At 47.5% G+C, this 21,354-nt stretch carries 15 protein-coding genes; all 15 read left to right on the top strand.

The features are described from left to right. Positions 1-54: 54 nt before the first annotated feature. The 15 genes from nth (at position 55) to AC3ITG_RS20270 (ending at position 21,349) form a co-directional block, all read left to right on the top strand. Positions 55-750: an endonuclease III gene (gene nth / locus AC3ITG_RS20340; protein ID WP_489251186.1), complete on the top strand. Its 696-nt coding sequence runs from the start codon at positions 55-57 to the stop codon at positions 748-750. A gap of 23 nt (positions 751-773) precedes the next feature. Continuing rightward, positions 774-1,046 carry a hypothetical protein gene (locus AC3ITG_RS20335; RefSeq protein WP_024630585.1) on the top strand — a complete coding sequence of 91 codons (273 nt, stop codon included), beginning with the start codon at positions 774-776 and terminating at the stop codon, positions 1,044-1,046. A gap of 295 nt (positions 1,047-1,341) precedes the next feature. Then, positions 1,342-5,013, top strand: coding sequence for a dynamin family protein (locus tag AC3ITG_RS20330; RefSeq protein WP_489251185.1), 3,672 nt, complete (start codon positions 1,342-1,344; stop codon positions 5,011-5,013). 320 nt (positions 5,014-5,333) lie between these two features. Next, positions 5,334-7,106, top strand: coding sequence for an ABC transporter ATP-binding protein (locus tag AC3ITG_RS20325; RefSeq protein ID WP_413372281.1), 1,773 nt, complete (start codon positions 5,334-5,336; stop codon positions 7,104-7,106). After that, positions 7,103-8,953, top strand: a complete 1,851-nt coding sequence (locus AC3ITG_RS20320; RefSeq protein ID WP_489251184.1) for an ABC transporter ATP-binding protein — start codon at positions 7,103-7,105, stop codon at positions 8,951-8,953. Before AC3ITG_RS20325 ends, AC3ITG_RS20320 begins: the two co-directional genes overlap by 4 nt. Positions 8,954-9,089: 136 nt before the next feature. Then, on the top strand, positions 9,090-10,277 hold the full coding sequence (purT, locus tag AC3ITG_RS20315; protein ID WP_413372278.1) for a formate-dependent phosphoribosylglycinamide formyltransferase: 1,188 nt from the start codon (positions 9,090-9,092) through the stop codon (positions 10,275-10,277). Further along, positions 10,267-10,725 (top strand): GNAT family N-acetyltransferase, encoded by a 459-nt coding sequence (locus AC3ITG_RS20310; protein ID WP_062328403.1) that lies wholly within the window; start codon positions 10,267-10,269, stop codon positions 10,723-10,725. Before purT ends, AC3ITG_RS20310 begins: the two co-directional genes overlap by 11 nt. Before the next feature lie 346 nt (positions 10,726-11,071). After that, positions 11,072-11,881, top strand: coding sequence for a CAP domain-containing protein (locus AC3ITG_RS20305; RefSeq protein WP_489251183.1), 810 nt, complete (start codon positions 11,072-11,074; stop codon positions 11,879-11,881). Positions 11,882-12,128: 247 nt separating this feature from the next. After that, positions 12,129-12,995 (top strand): GDSL-type esterase/lipase family protein, encoded by an 867-nt coding sequence (locus AC3ITG_RS20300; protein ID WP_489251182.1) that lies wholly within the window; start codon positions 12,129-12,131, stop codon positions 12,993-12,995. Next, positions 12,996-13,961 (top strand): ABC transporter ATP-binding protein, encoded by a 966-nt coding sequence (locus tag AC3ITG_RS20295; protein ID WP_489251181.1) that lies wholly within the window; start codon positions 12,996-12,998, stop codon positions 13,959-13,961. Further along, positions 13,954-14,943, top strand: a complete 990-nt coding sequence (locus AC3ITG_RS20290; RefSeq protein WP_063563174.1) for an ABC transporter permease — start codon at positions 13,954-13,956, stop codon at positions 14,941-14,943. The genes AC3ITG_RS20295 and AC3ITG_RS20290 overlap by 8 nt, the downstream gene beginning before the upstream one ends. 76 nt (positions 14,944-15,019) lie before the next feature. Further along, positions 15,020-16,999: a DNA topoisomerase IV subunit B gene (parE, locus tag AC3ITG_RS20285; RefSeq protein WP_489251180.1), complete on the top strand. Its 1,980-nt coding sequence runs from the start codon at positions 15,020-15,022 to the stop codon at positions 16,997-16,999. Positions 17,000-17,011: 12 nt separating this feature from the next. Continuing rightward, entirely contained in the window at positions 17,012-19,474 is a 2,463-nt protein-coding gene (gene gyrA / locus AC3ITG_RS20280; protein ID WP_489251179.1) for a DNA gyrase subunit A, read from the top strand. Positions 19,475-19,703: 229 nt separating this feature from the next. Continuing rightward, positions 19,704-20,141 (top strand): MarR family winged helix-turn-helix transcriptional regulator, encoded by a 438-nt coding sequence (locus AC3ITG_RS20275; RefSeq protein WP_413372270.1) that lies wholly within the window; start codon positions 19,704-19,706, stop codon positions 20,139-20,141. 251 nt (positions 20,142-20,392) lie between these two features. After that, positions 20,393-21,349, top strand: coding sequence for an IS30 family transposase (locus AC3ITG_RS20270; protein ID WP_413372728.1), 957 nt, complete (start codon positions 20,393-20,395; stop codon positions 21,347-21,349). The last annotated feature ends 5 nt before the right edge of the window (positions 21,350-21,354 follow it).

Below are 21,354 nucleotides of genomic sequence, written 5' to 3'. Positions count from 1 at the left end.
AGCTTCGAAGTAAGGCTCCACGGCGTGGAGTCATTTTGTGGGAGGTAGCTCTTCATGAATGCAGCCACTGATAGGCATATACTCGATACAATGGAAGCGATGTTTCCTGATGCACATTGCGAATTAAATCACAGCAATGCGTTTGAATTGACTGTAGCCGTCCTATTGTCTGCCCAGTGCACCGACGAAACGGTAAACAAGGTAACCGCAGACTTGTTCAAAAAGTACACCAGTCCTGCCGATTATCTGTCTGTTCCGCTCGAAGAACTGGAACAGGATATCCGGCGTATCGGTTTGTACCGAAACAAGGCCAAGCATATTCAGAACATGTGCCGAATTTTAATAGAGCAGTATGGCGGTGATGTACCGCAGGAACATGATCAGCTTGTGACGCTCCCTGGTGTCGGGCGGAAAACTGCAAATGTCGTTGTATCCAATGCATTTGGAGTCCCGGCAATTGCGGTGGATACGCATGTTGAACGTGTATCCAAAAGGCTGGCACTAGCAGGTTGGGATGACTCCGTACTTGAAGTCGAGAAAAAACTGATGAAGCGCGTACCCCGGGATGAGTGGACTTTAACTCATCATCGGTTCATATTTTTTGGACGCTACCATTGCAAGGCACAAAACCCTCAATGTCATGTCTGTCCATTGCTGGACATATGCAGAGAAGGTAAAAAGCGTATGAAAACGTCCCAAATCAGGAAAGATAAGGAACGTGCCACAACCCCAAAACGAAAAATAAATTAATGAGTAGAAGAGGATGAGTAATCATGAAATGCATTTCCGTGTACACTGACAATTTTGAGGCCTTCTCCGATATTTTCGAACAAATCGTTGAACAGGAAATGGCTGAAAACGAAGAAAAAGAAGTAGAAGGCATCACTGTAAGCCATTCTGGCGATGTGCCTGAACATTATTTGGAGCGTATGTCCACGAAACCAGAAGTGGTTGTCATGAGAGACAAAGGTCGTGACATTACGATTCTGCAGCATGGACAAGTATTTGAAATTTTGCTGCCTTCGATGGAGAACGCCGTTTCTTAAGAGATTTGGAATAATAAGATATGCTGCTTCTATGTCACTGGGTTATCCTTTTGAAGGTGATCCCATTGGGCATGGACGCAGCATGCTTCTTATGGAATACAATCGTTTCACAGATAAAACCGACAGGATCGGTTTTATTTTTTTATGTGGAGAATTGCGATGTGAAAATTTCTTTGTCAGTCATCTTGCATTCAAACCGTTCAATTTCAAACTTGATAATGGTAAAATAAATGAATTATAAGATAAAGACATCGGACCAGATGTCAAATTAGAGGAGCCAGGGGGAAGGCCAGTCATGTCCAGAACAGATTACCCAGTAGAGATGGCCAAACCTCTGCTTCCACTGCGAGAAGCGATGGAGCAGACAGGGGACCATACAGCTGTACAGGCTTTAACGGATTTGATCAGTAAGGCGGAAATGAAACAGTTAACGATTGCGTTTTGTGGACACTTCTCGGCAGGCAAATCGAGTCTAATCAATAGTTTATGTGGCAAGCGGGTTTTGCCTTCGAGTCCTGTACCTACAAGTGCGAATGTTGTATCCATCCGTAACGGTGAGCCGAGAGCACTTATTTATACGTCGTCGAACGTAAGCGCTGACAATTCAGCGGGAGTTCTTGAGGTTTCTCCAGAACAATTGGAAGAGTATTGCAAGAATGGTGGGGCATACACCTCCATTGAAGTATGGGATGACATTCTCCTACTGAAAGATGATGCCGTATTACTTGATACGCCAGGCGTGGATTCGACCGATCAGGGGCACAGCCTAGCAACACATTCAGCACTTCATCTTGCCGATGTGGTGTTCTATGTGATGGATTATAACCATGTGCAATCGGAAAGCAATCTTTCTTTTGCCAAAAGTCTATCCGATTGGGGCAAACCGTTGTTTCTTATCGTAAACCAGATTGATAAACATCGGGAACAGGAGCTTTCGTTTGACCAATATGTTGAAGGTGTAGAAGCTATTTTTGCAGCTTGGGAAGTCCGGTATGATGGTCTGCTGTTTACTTCGCTTCGGGACAAGGAGCATCGTTACAGCCAGTGGAAGCAGCTTCCTCAACTGATTGAACATATGATGAATGAGAAGGAAGGGTTAATCAAGCACAGCCTTGCAAGCTCAGCGAGCCATGTGACTGAACAGCACCTGACTAGACGTGCCGAAGAACGCGAAGAGGAAGAGACAGCGCTCCTGGAGGAAGTTGGGGGCAAGGAAGGTATTGAACGTCTGGAACGGGAGTTGGGTCTCCTGGATCAAAAGGAAGCTGAACTTCGTTCCAAACCATCACGTGAACGGGAGAAGTTTCGGGCGGAGTTGGAACCCCTTCTGGCAAATGCGAACCTGACCCCTGCGGATATTCGTACCTCTGCCGCGGCCTATTTGGAGAGCCGTAAACCCGGTTTCCGGGTAGGCTTATTGTTCTCTGGTGGTAAGACCGAGCAGGAGAAACTGCGTCGTGCCGCTGAGCTTGTAAGACTTTTGCAAGATCAGGCCTCGGGGCAAGTAGAGGTGCATATCCGTACCATGCTTAGACAGTTGGGTGAAGTTCATCAGCTGTGGGGCGCTGAGTGGGAGCAGGCGCTGAACGCGGAGCTGCCTGCGGTAGATGAAGCACTGCTGGAGATGAAACGGAGCGCCAGTGCAGAGGTATCTCCCGAGTATGTGCTTCAATTCAGCAAAGATATACGGGGCGAGATTGAGGCCCGTTACCGCAGGTCGGCCATGATGCTGGCCGACCGCTTGCTTGAAGCGCTGGGCGCGCAGGGCGAAGCCGCGCTCCAGGCGTTGGACGCCAGCCGCACAGCGCTGCTGGCGCAATCCGCGTCGGCGGCGCGCTACACGGCGCTACAGCGCGCCGCCGACGCCGAGGCAGCAGGGCTGCGCAGCCTGCTGCCGCCTGCGGGCCCCCTCACCTCCGGGCTGTTGCCGGAGGTGCAGGGCCCGCCCGTGGCCGCGCACGAGCCGGGTGAAGCACCCGGCCCGCACACGGGCACGGCAGAGTCTGTGGCTGCGCAGCCACAGACTCCAGGGACACCGCCGCCACGCAAAGCGGCGGTGCACGGGCAGCCGGCGGCTGGCGCACAGCGTCGCCGGCGCCTGGACGCAGCGGCGGCACGGCTGGAAGCCGCCGCTGCGCTGGTAGAGCCGTACCCCGCCATGGGGTCGGCGGTACGGGATCTGCGTGCACGCGCGGCTTCGCTTGCGGGCGGCACGTTTACGCTGGCGCTGTTCGGAGCGTTCAGCGCCGGCAAGTCCTCCTTCGCCAACGCGTTGCTGGGCGAAGCCGTGTTACCGGTCTCGCCGCATCCAACGACAGCGGCAATTAACCGGATCATGGCTCCGTCCGGTGGCGCGGAGCATGGAACAGCCCGGGTCCGGATGAAGACCCCGGACGCCTTCCAGGAGGATCTCGCGTATTCCTTCCGTTTGCTTGGACTGGGCGAGCCTGGGGCAGACTGGCAAAAACGGGTCAAAGCCCTTTCGCCACAGGATGTGCATCCGGCGGGACGTCCGCATTACAGCTTTCTGCAGGCAGCCGCAGCAGGCTGGGAGGATACCGCAGATCAACTCGGCCAGGATGTGCTGGTGGATCTGAACGGATATCGTAACTTTGTCGCTAATGAGAAGAAGTCTTGCTTTGTCGACAGTATTGACTTGTACTACAGTTGTGATGTGACAGAACAAGGGATTGTCCTTGTAGATACGCCAGGGGCTGACTCCGTGAATGCCCGTCATACGGGCGTCACATTCAATTATATGAAGAATGCGGATGCACTCATTTTCGTAACGTACTACAATCATGCCTTCTCTCAAGGAGACCGACAGTTCCTGAATCAATTGGGACGAGTCAAAGACAGCTCGGCGATGGATCAAATGTTCTTTGTGGTTAATGCGAGTGATTTGTCTTCCTCAGAAGAGGAGTTGGAGCAGGTTCTTGACCATGTGAGCACACAGCTGCGCAGTAATGGCATTCGGGCACCACGTCTCTTTCCTGTATCCAGCATGTTAGCAATGGAAGGCAAGACAGCCAACGATGCGAAGTTACTGGAGCAATCCGGCTTCATTCAGTTCGAGGAAGAATTTAACCGGTTTGCAGGAAGAGAACTTGCGGATCTTGCGGTCGGTGGGGCTTCTGAAGAGATCGCACGGGTTATAAAACGACTGAAGACACGTGCCGAGGATGCGACCCAGGGGGAAGAGGTTCTACAGCGACGTCGGGATGAGCTTGGCTCAATCCAGGAACAGTCACTTCAGAGTGTACATTTGCTCGCGGAACGGTCCATGAAGGCAGAACTGGCTCAGGAAACGGCTGAACTTCTGTTCCATGTGCGGCAGCGCCTGGGTTACCGTTTTGGTCTGTTCATGGCAGAAGCGTTCCATCCTTCAGTCCTTCGCGAGGATCGCGGGAATCTGAAAGCAGCCTTCGCAGCCTGCGGTCGCGAACTGCTGCGCATGATTGCCATCGAACTGGAACAGGAACTGCTCGCAACCACACTCAGACTCGAACAGGCGGGTCAGACTTGGCTGCACAAGCAAGTGACCGAATGTGTAGATGAACTGAAACGATTGTCCGGGGGCATGGATCTGTCGTTGCCACTGAACGAACGCTGGAGCACGCCTGTTCTGGAAGAGGTGCGTTTGGAAGAACCTTCGGGTTGGAAAGCATATCTGAGTTATTTCCGTAATCCGAAACAGTTCTTCGAAGGAGATGGACGACAACGGCTGCAGGAGGCACTTGATCCTGTTATTAAACAAATGGTGATTGATGTTCTGCCTGCTGCGGAGAATAAGCTGGTTCAATTCTATGACAACCAGCTTGAGCAGTCTTTGCAGCATCAATCCCGTCAATTGGAAGAGAGACTTGAGGAGGCCGTTGGTGCCCTTCATGAGACACTGACCAGTGGAATTCCTGCCGAAGAATGGGAGAGTCTGTCTGTACAACTGGGGCAGATTGAACGTGAATAAAAGGTATTCAAATCCATGTCTGTATGGAAACGGTTTTAAAACAAAATGAGTTATACAGCGATATGTTGAAATTTGTCGTTGTACCAAAAAAGGCCCCTGCCTCTAAAGGTATACAGGGAGCCTTTTTTGGTACGAACAACCTGAAAGGAAGAGAATATTCAAACATTTGATTGATAGGAGGGTATCTACCTCCCTTAATGCCGCATTAAGGTGAAAGTAGCCTGAATATGGTCGCTTATTCGCTTTGCCGCGAAGGGGGGACGGTGATAAACTTCATAAATGTTCATACTGTTTTTGAACGATATAAGAGGAGGAGAGACATGGATGTTCTCAGGCAATTGCAGATCTTTTTCTGGGAGAAGCGCACGTATTTATTTTTATCGATCTTATGCCTCGCCATAGCGACCGCGCTTGGACTGGTGTATCCGAACCTGCTAAGGATACTGATTGATGACGTCATCACTCCGCGCAATTTTGAAGACGTTCCCAAACTTGCTTTAACGGTATTAGGTGTCGTTATTTTGAAAGCGGGAATGCAATTTTTACACGGTCTTTTTGGAGGGCGTCTCGGAAACTTCTTGGCGTACCGACTTCGTAACGCTTGTTACGAAAAGCTTCAATTTTTATCCTTCCGGTATTACGATACGGCCAAAACGGGAGACTTGATGTCCCGCCTCACGGGAGATCTCGAAGCGATCCGCAACTTTATCGGATTTGGCTTCGCTCAAATTCTCAACATGGTTCTGATGGTCATATTCGGCGCAATCATGATGATGACCATGAGTTGGAAGCTTACCTTGCTAACGCTCATATGTATTCCTCTGCTTGCCTTCGTGGCGCTGAGATTCGAATCCCGAATTCACCCTGCGTTCCAAGAAATGCGGCTGGCACTCAGCTCTTTGACTACAGCAGTACAGGAGAATATTACAGGTGTGCGTACTGTAAAGTCATTTGCACGTGAGCCTCACGAAGTGGAGAAGTTTTCCGTTCGCAACGAGCGTTACAAAACAAATCAGATTCATGCAGCAACATTGTGGAGCCACTATTTTCCGATCATGGAGATTCTCGCTTCTGTCAGCGTAGTCCTGCTGCTCCTGGTTGGTGGAAACATGGTTATTCAAAAATCGTTAACACTCGGTCAACTCGTTGCCTTTTTCAGTTTGATCTGGTACATAATTGGTCCAATGTGGAACCTTGGTTTCCATATCAACAACTATACGCAATCCAAAGCATCGGGTGAACGGGTGTTAGAACTGTTGAATACGCCGGTAGATGTGCAAGAGACAGAAGATCCAGTCATTGTGGAGGCTGATCAAGTTAATGGGCATGTGACCTTTGAATCGGTTACCTTTGCCTACGGCAATAAAATGCCGGCAGTAACCGATATTAATTTTGATGCGCCACCTGGTTCCGTGATTGGCTTCCTGGGAGGAACAGGTTCGGGTAAATCAACCATTATTCAGCTTCTGATGCGGGCGTACAATGTGAACTCGGGTACCATTAAGCTGGATGGAAAAAATATTAAGGATATTGGAATTCGCAGCCTTCGGAGCCAGATAGCTTCTGTGTTCCAGGAAACGTTCCTGTTCTCTTCCAGCATTCGCAACAACATTTCTTATGGACTTAAGAATGTCACGATGGATGAAATTATCCGCGCAGCCAAACTGGCCAAAGCCCATGAGTTCATCATGGAATTCCCTGAAGGATACGATACGGTCGTAGGGGAGCGGGGAATGGGGTTGTCGGGAGGACAAAAACAGCGGATTGCAATTGCTAGAGCTCTGCTGAAAAACCCGAAAATTCTCGTTTTGGATGATGCAACCAGTGCAGTCGACATGGAGACCGAACATGAAATTCAATCCGGATTCCAGGAAGTCATGCGTGGAAGAACGACGTTTATCATTGCGCATCGGATCTCTTCCTTGCGTCACGCAGATGAGATTTTGGTACTGGATGAAGGACGTGTCGTTCAACGTGGCACACACAAACGTCTCATTGAAGAGCCTGGGCCTTACCGGGACGTATATGAGATTCAATACGCAGATTATATTGCCCGCGGTAAGCGGGAGGCTGGGGAGCAGGTGAATTCATGAGTGCCGAAACGGTAGCCGATAGGCGCGAGGTCAAAGAGACCTCTGACAAGAAAATGAATGAACGTTTTGTATATCAGGACGACGAAATAATTGAAAAACCGTTTAACTGGCGTGAGTTCGGACGTTTGTTCTCTTACATGAAACCTTATGCAAGACAACTCTTGCCACTCATTATTCTAATGATGATTTTGGGTACCATTACGAAATTGTCCGTTCCATTTTTGATCAGTTTGGCGATTGATAAAGCAATTGCACCTGCAACGGGTTTGCCAAGCTTGACGATGCTTTATATTATTGCTGGTTCTGTGCTTGTGTTGTATCTGATTCAATGGGCGGCTAATACGTACCGAATCAAATTGACGAACATTATCGGACAACGGGTCATTTATGATCTTCGCGCGGATCTGTTCAAACATATCCAGAAGCTGTCCTTTAACTTTTTTGACAAAAGACCTGCGGGTTCGGTACTGGTGCGTGTCACCAATGATATCAACTCCCTGCAGGATCTGTTCACTAACGGTGCGGTCAACGTCATGATTGACTGTGTGCAGCTGTTGGGAATTATCGTCATATTGCTGCTGATCAATTGGAAACTCGGTCTTGCGGTCATTATTACGGTTCCACTCATGTTTATCATTTCGACCAAACTGCGCGTGTTGATCCGCCGTGCCTGGCAGGATGTACGTATGAAGAACTCACGTATCAACTCCCATTTGAATGAATCCATTCAGGGGATTCGTGTGACTCAGGCCTATACGCAGGAAAAAGAAAACATGAAGTATTTTGACAACATGAATCTGTCGAGCAAAAAATCATGGGATAGAGCATCGGCCATGAACCAAGGATTTGGTCCTCTGATTGAAATTACAGGCGGCTTCGGAACGTTAATCCTGTTCTGGTTTGGTGCTTATTTGATTCAAGAGGGGCAGCTGACAATCGGATTACTCGTAGCTTTTGCCAACTATGTCGGCAACTTCTGGGATCCGATTAACCGTCTGGGACAGATGTACAATCAGTTGCTCGTTGCCATGGCTTCCTCCGAACGGATCTTCGAGTTTATGGATGAGGAGCCGAGTATTGCAGATAAACCTGGAGCCAAGCCGCTTGCTTCTATTAAAGGAGATATTGTATTCGACAATGTGGTGTTTGAATATGAGAAGGGCAGACAGGCGCTGAAGGGAATCAGTTTCTCTGCAGATGCCGGACAATCGATTGCACTTGTAGGTCATACGGGTTCAGGTAAAAGTACCATTATCAATCTCATCAGCCGATTCTATGACATATCAGGCGGACGTCTCACTATTGATGGTCAGGATGTAAGGGATGTAACGGTTGAAAGTCTGCGCAGCCAGATCAGTATTGTGTTGCAGGACACGTTTATCTTCTCTGGCACCATTCGCGATAATATTCGTTTTGGACGGCTTGATGCAACCAATGAAGAAGTGGAAGAAGCTGCGAAGGCAGTTAATGCCCATGAATTTATTATGAAGCTGCCGGGTGGATACGATACGGAAGTCGAAGAACGCGGGAATGTATTATCCATGGGACAACGGCAATTGTTATCCTTTGCCCGTGCCCTGCTGGCTGACCCTCGAATCTTGATTTTGGATGAAGCGACTGCCAGCATCGACACCGAAACGGAGCTCAAAATTCAGGAGGCTTTGAAAGTGCTGCTGAAAGGAAGAACTTCCTTTATGGTGGCCCACCGTCTCTCGACGATCCGAAATGCGGATAACATTATCGTGCTGGATCATGGTGAAATCAAGGAAGAAGGAAACCATGAGCAACTTATCCAGAAACAAGGAGTTTATAATGGATTAATAGAAGCTCAATACAGATTTTTGTAAAAATTGATCGAAAAAACACAAAAAATCTTGTAAAATTCACAAGAAAAATAGGGAGCACTCTTGCATTCTTTAACCAAAACCCCGAAAATAGAGAGATAGATATAGAAGATTTCTCTTTGGGAGGATTGGAAAGAACATGTGGGGTGCTCCATTTTCGGCTCAAGCCAAAAAAATGCTGCTATTGGGCAGCGGAGAATTGGGAAAAGAGGTCGTTATTGAGGCTCAACGACTGGGAGTAGAGACGATCGCTGTTGATCGTTACGAAAACGCACCTGCTATGCAGGTTGCGCATCGGTCTTACTGCATCGACATGTTAAATGCCGAAGCTCTGAAACAATTGATCCGAAAGGAACAACCTCATTACATCGTACCTGAGATTGAAGCAATCGCAACAGAAGCTTTACTCGAGCTTGAGGAAGAAGGATTTTGTGTCGTTCCTACGGCCCGTGCTGCCCGTTTAACGATGGATCGCGAAGGCATCCGCCGTCTGGCAGCCGAACAATTGAACCTTCCGACAGCGGCCTATCTTTTTGCGGACAACCTGGAACAACTGCAGGAAGCTGTTCGTGAATTGGGTACACCATGCGTCATCAAACCACTAATGAGTTCTTCCGGTAAAGGGCAGAGTGTATGCCGTACATCGGATGACGTAGAGGATTGCTGGAACATTGCTCTTTCGGGAGCACGTGGCAAATCCGTACGAGTCATTGTGGAAAGCTTTGTGAAGTTTGACAGCGAAATTACGCTGCTCACTGTTAGATCTGTCTCAGGGACTGTATTTTGTCCTCCGATCGGCCATATTCAGAAAGATGGGGATTATGTCGAATCGTGGCAGCCTCATGCGATGACACCGGAGCAATGGGAACAAGCTTGTCATATTGCCAAGTCTGTTACGGATGAACTCGGTGGTTATGGACTGTTCGGGGTCGAATTATTCCTGACATCAGATGGAGTTGTGTTCAGCGAGGTATCGCCTCGTCCGCATGATACAGGCATGGTTACTATGGTAACGCAAGATAGTTCCGAGTTTGCGCTGCATGTGCGTGCAATTCTTGGTTTTCCGGTCACAGGTGTACATTTACTGACACCGGGAGCTTCAGCAACGCTGAAGGCTAATGATGAATCATCTGACTTTACTGTAGGCGGGATTGAAGAAGCACTGGCGCTTCCTCGTACTCAGGTTCGTGTATTTGGCAAACCTGAGACCAAAGTGGGACGCCGAATGGCCGTAGCATTAAGTGCCGGCCAAGATGTGGAAGAAGCTCGTAAAACAGCGGTACAAGCCGCTAATATGCTGAAAGTGGAGGTAAATCATGTCCAATAATGTTGAGGCCCCTGTACTGATGATCCGAGAGTGTGAACTGCGAGATGCTGAAGCGGTAACGGGACTGATGCGAGAGGTCAGCTATCCCACAACAGCCAATGTCATGAAAGAGCGCATTGAATGTTTGGAAAGTAATCCAAACGCGTGCATGCTTGTTGCCGAAGTGGATGAACAGATTATTGGTGTGATTGGCTTGCAATGTGTGCAAAGTCATGCCTATCCGGAACCTGCCGCACAAATTACGTCCTTGATAGTAGGGCAAGAACATCGTGGGGGCGGAATTGGCCGTCGTCTGATGGCTCGTGCCGAGGATTGGGGCAGACAGCAAGGTGGGAAACAATTGTTTGTCACCGGAGCGAACCGTGAAGTGACTTCAACAACCTATTCTTTCTACGAGCATATTGGTTTCCAGAAGAGAGGCTACCGTTTCAGTAAAGTCCTTCTATAGAAAAAGAGTTTTATTATATCGCGATCTTCACGTTTTTCGTGTGGTGAATGATAAATAAAAGATAAGTGGCATTCGGCGATTTTTTGTCCGGATGCCATTTTTTTATGCCGTATTTTAAGGTTGATGGTTGGAGTTTTAGTTGATATACCAGGGTTTTAAGAGCAGATTGTAGGATAGGGGCAATGTACTATAAACCGTCTACACGCACTTGAAACAGGTTATAAAAATGACAAAAAAGTTACTTTTCCATAATTTATGGGTTCACAATCTACTATCCAATTGATATACTCCTAGAGTATTAATTACAAAGTTGTCATAACTAATATTCCTAAGGAGATGAATGAATTTGAAGAAGAAATGGATGAAAACCGTGGTAACCAGCAGTCTGACAGCCGTACTCGCCGTAGGGGTTATGCTCCCTGCTTCCGCTGCAGATGCATCATATAAAACAACTACTAAAACTACAACGTTTAAAATTACGAGTGCGGATAGCTTAAAAGCGTACATTGAACAGTGGCTAAAAGATAATGGTTACACTGTATCCACTGGCGAAGGGCAAACAACGGTAGAGAAGCCTGCAACACAGCCTGATCAAACAACTAAACCTGATCAAACTACCAAACCTGCTCAACCGACAACACCTGCAAAACCGGTAACACCTGCAAAACCAACTCAAGAAGAGAAACCGGCAACTACACCAGCCAAAGATCCTTCAAATAGCGGAACTGGAACTGGAACTGGAACGACTACAGGTAATACAGGCAACAGTGGTAGCGAGAGTACACAATCGGATTTTGCAGCTCAAGTAGTAAAACTTGTGAACGCTGAACGTGCCAAAGCTGGTCTGGGCGCATTGGCTTCCGATGCTCTTTTGGACAAAGTGGCTGTAGCCAAAGTTAAAGATATGAGCAACAACAATTATTTTGATCACCAATCACCGACCTATGGTTCTCCGTTTGACATGATGAAACAATTCGGAGTAACTTACAGCTATGCTGGCGAGAATATCGCGAAAGGGCAAAAAACACCTCAAGAGGTTGTTACAGCCTGGATGAATAGCGAAGGCCACCGTGCGAATATCCTAAGCAAAAACTTTACGAAAATTGGTGTTGGATTCTACAACGGATATTGGGCTCAAGAATTTATCGGTAACTAATTCATTTTATTGAAGAATATTTTGATTTTAGTTCAAAAAAAGGTTATGTCATCACAGCTCGAAGCTGTGCGTGACATAGCTTTTTTTTGTAAAAGCATATTTGAAACTGAATTCTGCTTAATACAGCGGCAAAATTTGCAAATTAACGACAGAACATTTATGTTATTTAGAAAAAGCGTCATCTTAATGTAAAATCATTTTAAATTTTAAGCACCCGGCCAGGTGTACATGAGCGGAGATGTGATGAATGAAAAAAAGAAATCTTGATTCAGCGCCATGGATCTGGAGAACCATAAGCACAGTATCCATATTGACAACTTTGCTGCTGCTATTTGGATTTGGATATGCCATTAAAGACGTCATTTTTCCTGAGGGAGATGCCCAATTAGGTACAGGACAACAGACAACGACACCTGCCAAGGATAGCGGGCAATCAACACCTGTGGTGAAAGATGGCAAAATTCGAATGGCTGTAATCGGTGATTCCCTGGCAAGAGGCACGGGGGATGATGAGGGGCTTGGTTTTGTAAGACGGGCAGGTAATTTGCTCAAAGGTCAGGGATATGATGTGCAAGTGCTTAACAATATGGGTGTGAATGGTTTGAGAACAGACGCATTGTTGAGCAAGCTAGATGAACAAGGCGTACGTTATGTCTTACAACAGTCCAACTTTATTCTGTTGTCGATCGGAGCCAATGATCTATTCCAGGGTGGACAGGTTCTACAGGGAGAAGACGCGCCAACGGCAGAGACACTTGCTGCGGCATTACCGGAGACGTCGAAGCGTTTGCAGGAGATATTGAAGAAAGTGAAAGAAATTAACCCTGATGCACAGATTGCCTACATAGGGCTATACAATCCGTTTGGGGATGTGAAAGAACTTAAAGAGCCAGGAAATGCGGTTGTAGCTGCATGGAACGATGCTGCAATGAAGGTTCTGAACAATGAGGACAAGATGACACTTGTGCCTACATTTGATCTGTTTGAAAATCATCTGGGACAGTACCTGTCGTCAGATCATTTTCATCCCAATGGAGAAGGCTACGAGCAAATTGCGGTTCGGATTGCACAGGAATATCAGACAGAGACTCCAGCAGAAGGGAGCGGAAAATAAATGGCACTAGAACAGACTGATTCCGTATTGTCCGTGCAACATCTGAAGAAAAAGATTGGACGCAAATGGATCATTAAGGATGTTACTTTTGACGTTAAACCAGGCGAAATTTTTGGTTTTCTGGGACCCAATGGTGCCGGGAAGACAACAACCATCCGGATGTTAGTTGATTTGATTAAACCAACAGAAGGTAAAATTCAAGTCTGTGGGTATGATGTCAACCGTGATCCTGAACGGGCCCTGAGATATGTGGGTTCCATTGTTGAAAACCCGGAAGTGTACACGTATTTGACCGGATGGGAAAATCTTGAGCATTTTGCCCGTATGCAGCCAGGCGTGGATAATGACCGTATTCAGGAAGTTGTGGATATTGTACGCCTCGATCAGCGGATTCATGATAAAGTAAGAACCTACTCTCTAGGGATGCGTCAACGGCTTGGCATTGCACAAGCATTGCTTGGACGCCCACGGCTGCTGATTCTGGATGAGCCAACGAATGGACTTGATCCCAAAGGGATTAAGGAACTTCGCGTCTTTATCAAACAACTTGCAAGTGAAGGCATGGCTGTATTCGTCAGCAGTCATTTGCTTAGTGAGATTCAGCTTCTCTGTGACAGGGTGGCGATTATCAGTGCAGGGCGCGTGCTGGCAGTTGGCGGCGTCAATGAACTGATTGAAGACCATTCCAAATTGGCGATATGGCATGTTACTCCGCTGGAGGAAGGTAAAAAAATGCTGCTGAAAGCAGGTGTTTCCCTGGTGGATCGGCCTGCAGATGTTATGGACGATACCATTGTTGCAGGGCTTGGTCCGAATGCTGTCGTTGCTGAAATGCATGAAGATCGAATTCCGGCTCTAGTCCAGCAAATGGTGCAAGCCGGAATTCAGGTTGAAGGAGTGCAGCGGATTCAGCCTACGCTGGAACAGCTATTCTTAAAAATGACAGAAGGTGAATCCATTGAGTAACATCATGCCGCTGATCCGAAACGAAACGATCAAAATGGTAAAGAAAAAACGTCTTTATATTATTTTTATCGTACTCGCGGTCCTGGTTCCGATGTTTACGTATGCCCAGATGAAATCTGCGGAAAATAATCGTGACAAGTTTGGCGGCGACTGGCGGCTTGAGCTTCAACAAGCCATTACGGATAATCAGAACTCACTTGGCAGTGACCGGGTACCTGAAGAATACAAAAAGTACAGGACTGTGTACATCCAGCAAATGCAATACTATCTGGAGAATGACATCAATCCAAAGGAGCCTGGCGGTGTAACTTTTACGCGGGAATTCATGAATAACGCCGTTGGATTGTTTATACCACTGCTCATTATGGCGATTGCCTCGGATCTGGTATCCGGTGAGCGTACCACAGGTACGATTAAAATGCTTCTGACCCGTCCGGTCAAACGTTGGAAAGTGTTGCTGAGTAAGCTCATCACGTTGATTATGTTCGTGTCGATTATTGTGGTGTCGGCGTACGTTATCTGTTATGTCATTTCGGGAGCGGTATTCGGATATAAAGGTTTTGGGATGCCGATCTTTACCGGATTCAAAGTTGTGGGTACAGATGTCGATATGTCAGCAGTCCATGCTGTGGACCAATGGTTGTATATGCTAATGCAGGCAGGGCTGATCTGGTTCGTCAGTATAATTGTGGCGATGCTTGCCTTCATGGTCTCTGTGTTAGTGCGAAGTACAGCAGCAAGTATTGTCATCATGATGGCAGCACTCATAGCAGGAACTATTCTCACCAGTATGGCCGCATCCTGGCAGTCAGCCAAATATTTGTTCATGGTTAACCTCGAACTTCCGAATTATTTGTCTGGCGGATTGCCACCAATCGAAGGGATGAATTTAGGTTTTTCCCTTATTGTGCTTAGTGTTTGGGGCATTGCTTCACTCTTTGTGTCATTCATTGTCTTTACGAAACGGGATATCTTGAATTAAAATGGACAAGGATAAGAAAACATCTGTTTGCATTTTAGGCATTTTTTTAGTTGCAAGTTAAGAAGGGGGAGCATGAATGGTCGAGCAAATCGATATGTCGGCAGGTTCGACAGGCGGAGGACAAGGGTCTTCAGGCTACGACGCGGACGACATTCAAGTACTTGAAGGACTGGTAGCGGTACGGAAACGGCCGGGGATGTACATCGGCAGCACCAGCTCTTCGGGTCTACATCATTTGGTATGGGAAATCGTGGATAACGCTGTCGACGAACATCTCGCCAAATTCTGCTCCAAAATCGATATCACGCTGCATAAGGACGGTTCTATTACGGTTCAGGATAACGGAAGGGGAATTCCGACAGGTATACATAAAACAGGGATTCCTACTCCCCAGGTCGTGTTTACGATTTTGCACGCAGGCGGAAAGTTCGGTGGATCAGGATACAAAAAATCAGGCGGTTTGCACGGTGTAGGTGCGTCAGTTACGAACGCATTGTCCGAATGGCTTGAAGTCGAGATTTTCCGTGATGGCAAGATTCATCGTCAACGATTCGAGTATTGGCAGGACAAAAAAGGCGTTGAGCATGTCGGAGAACCGGTGTCTGGTCTCGAAGTATTGGGCAATACCAATCGAACGGGAACCAAAGTTACGTTTAAACCGGATATTCGCGTGTTCCAGAGCGGCATTCAATTTAATTATGATACACTGGCAGAACGTCTTCAGGAGATTGCTTTCCTGAACTCGGGTCTGAGAATTATGCTCAAGGACGAACGTTCAGGCAATCAGGATGAGTACATGTACGAAGGCGGAGCAAGCCAGTTTGTTGCTTTTCTTAACGAAAATAAAGATGTGCTGCATGATGTCATTCACTTCTATGCGGAGAAGGATGACATTGAGGTCGAAGTGGCGATCCAGTATAACGCGGGTTATACGGAAACTCTGGCGTCGTTCGTCAACTCGATTTCTACTAGGGGCGGCGGTACACATGAGACCGGATTCAGAGCAGCTTATACACGTGTGATGAATGATTACGCACGGCGTACCAGCATGATTAAGGAAAAAGATAAAAACCTTGAAGGTAATGATTTGCGTGAAGGCATGATGGCTGTTATCAGTGTCAAAATGTCGGAGGTTGAATTCGTAGGACAAACGAAGGATCAACTCGGTAGCGCTTCCGCGCGAAGCGCAGTGGATTCTGTCGTGTCCGAGAATATCCAGCGGTTTTTGGAAGAAAACCCTCAGGTTGCGCAAACGTTGATTCGCAAAGCGGTTCAGGCCTCCAGAGCCAGAGAAGCTGCACGCAAAGCACGTGATGAGATGCGGACGGGCAAAAAACGCAGCGAAAGCTCCAACCTCAATGGCAAGTTGACTCCGGCACAATCGAAGGATTTTACCCGGAATGAACTATTTATCGTCGAAGGGGATTCCGCAGGCGGTTCAGCCAAACAGGGACGTGACTCCAAGATCCAGGCGATACTCCCGCTTAAGGGAAAACCGCTCAATCCGGAAAAAGCAAAGTTGGCTGATATCCTCAAAAACGAAGAATACCGGGCCATTACATCGGCGATCGGGGCGGGTATTGGAACCGAATTCGCAGTTGAAGACAGCAATTATTCCAAAATCATAATTATGACGGATGCCGATACGGATGGTGCACATATTCAGGTACTATTGCTGACTTTCTTTTACCGCTACATGAAACCGTTAATTGATGCAGGGAAAATATATATCGCTCAGCCGCCGCTTTACAAACTCACGCGCAAATCCGGCAAAATGGCAAGTGTACGTTATGCCTGGACCGATGAAGAGTTGGCGAATTACATGAAAGAATTTGGAACCAATGTGGAGCTCCAACGTTATAAAGGACTTGGCGAGATGAATCCGGATCAACTGTGGGAGACTACAATGAACCCGGAAACACGTGCATTGCTCAAGGTACAGATCGTTGATGCAGCGAAAGCGGAGCGTCGAGTATCTACGCTTATGGGTGATAAAGTTGATCCGCGTAAACGCTGGATTGTAGAGAACGTCGACTTTACAGAGTACGAAGAATAGAAGGTGCTTGGAATGAGCCTATCAGAACAATTTATGCCGGCCTTTCTCGAAGAGGTCGTAGGTGACCGTTTCGGTCGCTACTCCAAATACATTATTCAGGATCGGGCCATTCCCGATGTACGGGATGGTTTGAAGCCTGTGCAGCGGCGTATTCTGTACGCCATGTACGATTCAGGAAATACGCCGGAGAAACCATATCGGAAGTCAGCCAAAACCGTTGGGGACGTCATGGGTAACTACCATCCTCACGGGGACTCCTCCATCTATGAAGGTATGGTGCGGATGGCACAGCCATGGAAAATGGGCCATATGCTCGTGGACGGTCATGGTAACTGGGGATCACAGGATGATGATCCGGCTGCAGCGATGCGTTATACGGAGGCCCGTTTGTCGTCCATCGCTATGGAGATGCTTCGCGACATCGAGAAACGGACTGTTCTGTTTAAGGATAATTTTGATAATACGGCCAAAGAACCGGTTGTATTGCCATCTCGTTATCCGAACTTGCTGGTCAACGGTGTAAGTGGTATTTCCTCCGGGTTTGCAACGGAGATTCCTCCGCACAACTTGCGTGAAACTATTGATGCCTGCATTGCCATTATGGAGAAGCCATCGATTGAACTGGACGAGATCATGATGTTCATGAAGGGTCCCGATTTTCCGACTGGCGGATTGATTATGGGCGGGGACGGTATTCTGGATGCTTACCGAACTGGTAAAGGGCGGATTTATATCCGGTCCAAAACCGATATCGAGAATATGCGCGGTGGCAAACAGCAGATCGTTATTACCGAGATTCCTTATCAGGTCGTAAAATCCCGTCTTGTTACAGCAATGGAGAACATTCGACTGGAGAAAAAGGTTGAAGGAATTGCCGAAGTGCGGGATGAGAGTGGGCGTGAAGGCCTGCGAATCGTGGTTGAGCTGAAAAAAGAAGCGGATGCACAAGGTATTTTGGCTTATTTGCTGAAGAAAACCGACTTGCAGGTCACTTATAACTTCAACATGGTTGCGATTGTAAACAAAGCTCCTCAGCAATTGGGATTGAAATCAATCCTCGAGGCTTATATTGCCCATCAGCGTGAAGTTGTGACGTTCCGTACCCGCTTTGAGCTGGAGAAGGCGGAAGACCGTGCACATGTCTTGGAAGGTCTGGTAAAAGCTCTTAACATCCTTGATGAGGTAATTGCGGCTATTAAAGCCTCGAAGAACCGTCAGGATGCTCAAAATAACCTGATGTGGATGTTTGGTTTCTCGGAACGGCAAGCGGATTCCATTCTGACTTTACAATTGTACCGTTTGACTAATCTGGAGATTTCTTCTCTGGAAAAGGAACTCGGCGAACTGATGAAAAAGATTGCGCAGTTACGTTCTATTCTTGATAGTGATCGCAAGCTGATCGGTGTCATTCGCAAAGAATTGATGGAGATTCGTGAGAAATACGGAATTGACCGTCGCTCTGCCATCCAGGGGGAAGTGGAAGAACTGAAGGTTAATCTGGAAGTGCTGGTGAACGCCGAAGATGTATTTGTCACATTGTCCAAAGAGGGATACATCAAGCGTACAGGCATGCAGTCATTCACACGATCCGGCGGGGAACGTAACGCAAGTGGTGTGAAGGAAGGCGATTATATCGCTCAGGTTCTTGAAGTGAACACGCTTGAGAACCTGCTGGTATTTACGAAGAAAGGCCAGTATTTCCTATTACCTGTGCATCAGGTGCCGGAATTCAAGTGGAAAGATCCGGGGACGGCGATCGTCAACGTTATTCCTCTGGCAAAAGATGATCGGATCTCAAGTGTGCTTGCCGTTAAATCCTTCGAAGAACCGGATCACAGTTTGGTCTTTGTTACCCGCAAAGGACAGGTGAAACGTACCGAGCTGAAGGAATACGTCACCAAGCGATCGGGTGCAGTGGCAGCCTGCAAAGTCGGCAAGGATGATGAGGTATTATCGGTTCATCTAAGTACAGGTGGTAAGGATATCATGCTCGTTACCAAAGAAGCCATGGCGATCCGTTTCCGTGAGGAGGAAGTGAATCCGATGGGACGTGTGTCTGGAGGCGTACGAGGTATTCAGTTAAGAGAAACGGATGAAGTCGTTTCTGTTCTGTGGGTGGAAGGCGATGAAGGCGAGGTTGCCGTATTGTCTGACTTAGGTTATGGCAAACGCTCCTTGTTACTGGATTACGCTCTGCAGAGCCGCGGCGGCAAGGGACTGGCAACATTTGAGTTCAAGGAAGGCAAACGGGTGAAACCGAATGGAAGCCGAATTGCCGGAGCATTCTATTGTCGGAAACAACGGAATGTAACGGTGATGACCAAAGAAGGCCAGTCACATCACATTTCTTCCGAAGCGGTATCTATTACCGAACGGAAGCATATCGGTAAATTGCTTGTGCATGTAGACAAACAGGATGAAATTGTGGAGCTTATTATGGATCTCACGGAGAATCAGGCAGCTTCTTCATCATAATAAGGATTTAAATAAGGCTTTTTGCAGAGCAGGGGAACCTGTCATGCAAAGAGTCTTATTTTGTTGTTCAGGCGCGGATTAAAAGAGGACCTCCATGCGAAGTTTAACAACCTTCGTCGATTACGGTCGATCGCTGGGAAATTGAAAAAAGGCAGCAGGAATGCGGCTTTGAAGGGCGAAAACTTAAGCAGGTGAAGTGATAACCGGTTGCAGAGAGGAGCGATGCAAGATGTATAATTCCGATTTTGCCAAGTGCTGGTCGAGGCTGACCAAGGACTACAAGCTGCATATGGATCATGAGCTGGCACCGTCGTTAACAGAGGCGCAGTTGGCCGTACTGGAGGTTCTTGAGGATCACGAGAAGATGAAACCATCCGATCTGATTCCTTTTCTGGCCACAACACCCGCAGCAGTAACGATGTTGTTGGATCGTATGGAGAAAAACGGTCTGATTCGCCGGGATCGGGATGATCAGGATCGACGAATTGTATGGGTATCCCTATCTGATAAGGGACGCATGGAGACTGAACGGGGAATCACGATTCGCAATGAATTTATGAATTCGGTTCTCAGCAACATTTCAATGCACAACCAGCAGTTGCTGATTTATCTGCTAGGCAAAATGACGACACCAAAAACAAAAGAGCATGCCTTGTCCACATCTTAATGACGATGGACGCACGAATAATAGTAACCATGGAACTCTTGCTGAAAATGCAGGAGGGCTGTGGTTATTTTTTATTTATGAAATAGTTAAGAGTTTTGCCTTCATTGGATGACTAAGAATAATTTCTAAAATTTTATATGACGGATTGTAATATGAAGTGCGACACCTACTGGAAATAAAAAATGGCTCATAGCCTGATTCGTGTAGAATGAAAGTTACCACACCAGCATTCACACAAGGAGAATCAGTCCATGAGTTATTCACATCTTAGCATAATCGAACGCAGCAAGCTAGAAATCCTACATCGACAAGGGAAAAGTGCAAGAGCCATCGCCGAGGAACTTGGTCGGCATCATACGACCATTTGCCGGGAGATCAGCCGGAATGTTCAACTACAATCTTATCAGGCAGAAAGATCACAACAAGCTTATGTGCAGCGCCGCAAAGCTTCCGTATCCAAGGGTAGATGGACGAAAGCACATGCTGAAGAGCTGGAAGAGAAGTTGCACGCCACATGGTCCCCTGAACAGATCGTGGAGCGCTTTAAAACTGAAAATCGACCCACCGTATGTTTTAAAACGATCTACCGCTGGATCTATGCAGGTCGTCTAACCAAAGGTGCTTTGCATGTACTCCGGCACAAAGGTAAACGTCAGAAACCTGCGGAAACACGCGGTAAGTTTGCTGTAGGCAGACCCATTTCCGAGCGTCCGAAGGACGTTCGCTCTCGGGAAACATTTGGGCATTGGGAACTGGACACGGTGGTTTCGGGACGTGGAAAGAGCAAGGGTTGTGTAGCAACCTTCATTGAACGGAAAACACGTCTGTACACCGCGATTCAAATGCCCGATCGGACGGCTTTGTCGATGGAGATCGCCTTTGGCGTAGCCGCTGCTCAGTATCCTACTAAGGCTTTTCGAACCGCTACGGCAGACCGTGGCAAGGAGTTCGCCTGCTACGCGAACCTGGAACAAACACACGACGTACAGATTTATTTTGCTGACCCTTACTCTTCCTGGCAACGCGGTTCGAATGAGAATGCGAACGGCTTACTTCGAGAGTTCTTTCCCAAGGGCACGGACTTTAAGCAAATATCAGATGCAACATTGGAGCGTTCGCTTCACTTAATCAACCATCGCCCCCGAAAATGTCTGGGCTGGAAAACCGCTCACGAATCTTTCATAAAGGAACTGTCGCACTTGGTTTGACAATC

Source organism: Paenibacillus sp. GL_099_B (assembly GCF_057835695.1).
The sequence above is the reverse complement of the archived record's forward strand: the minus strand, read 5'-3'. Positions and strand labels throughout refer to the sequence as shown.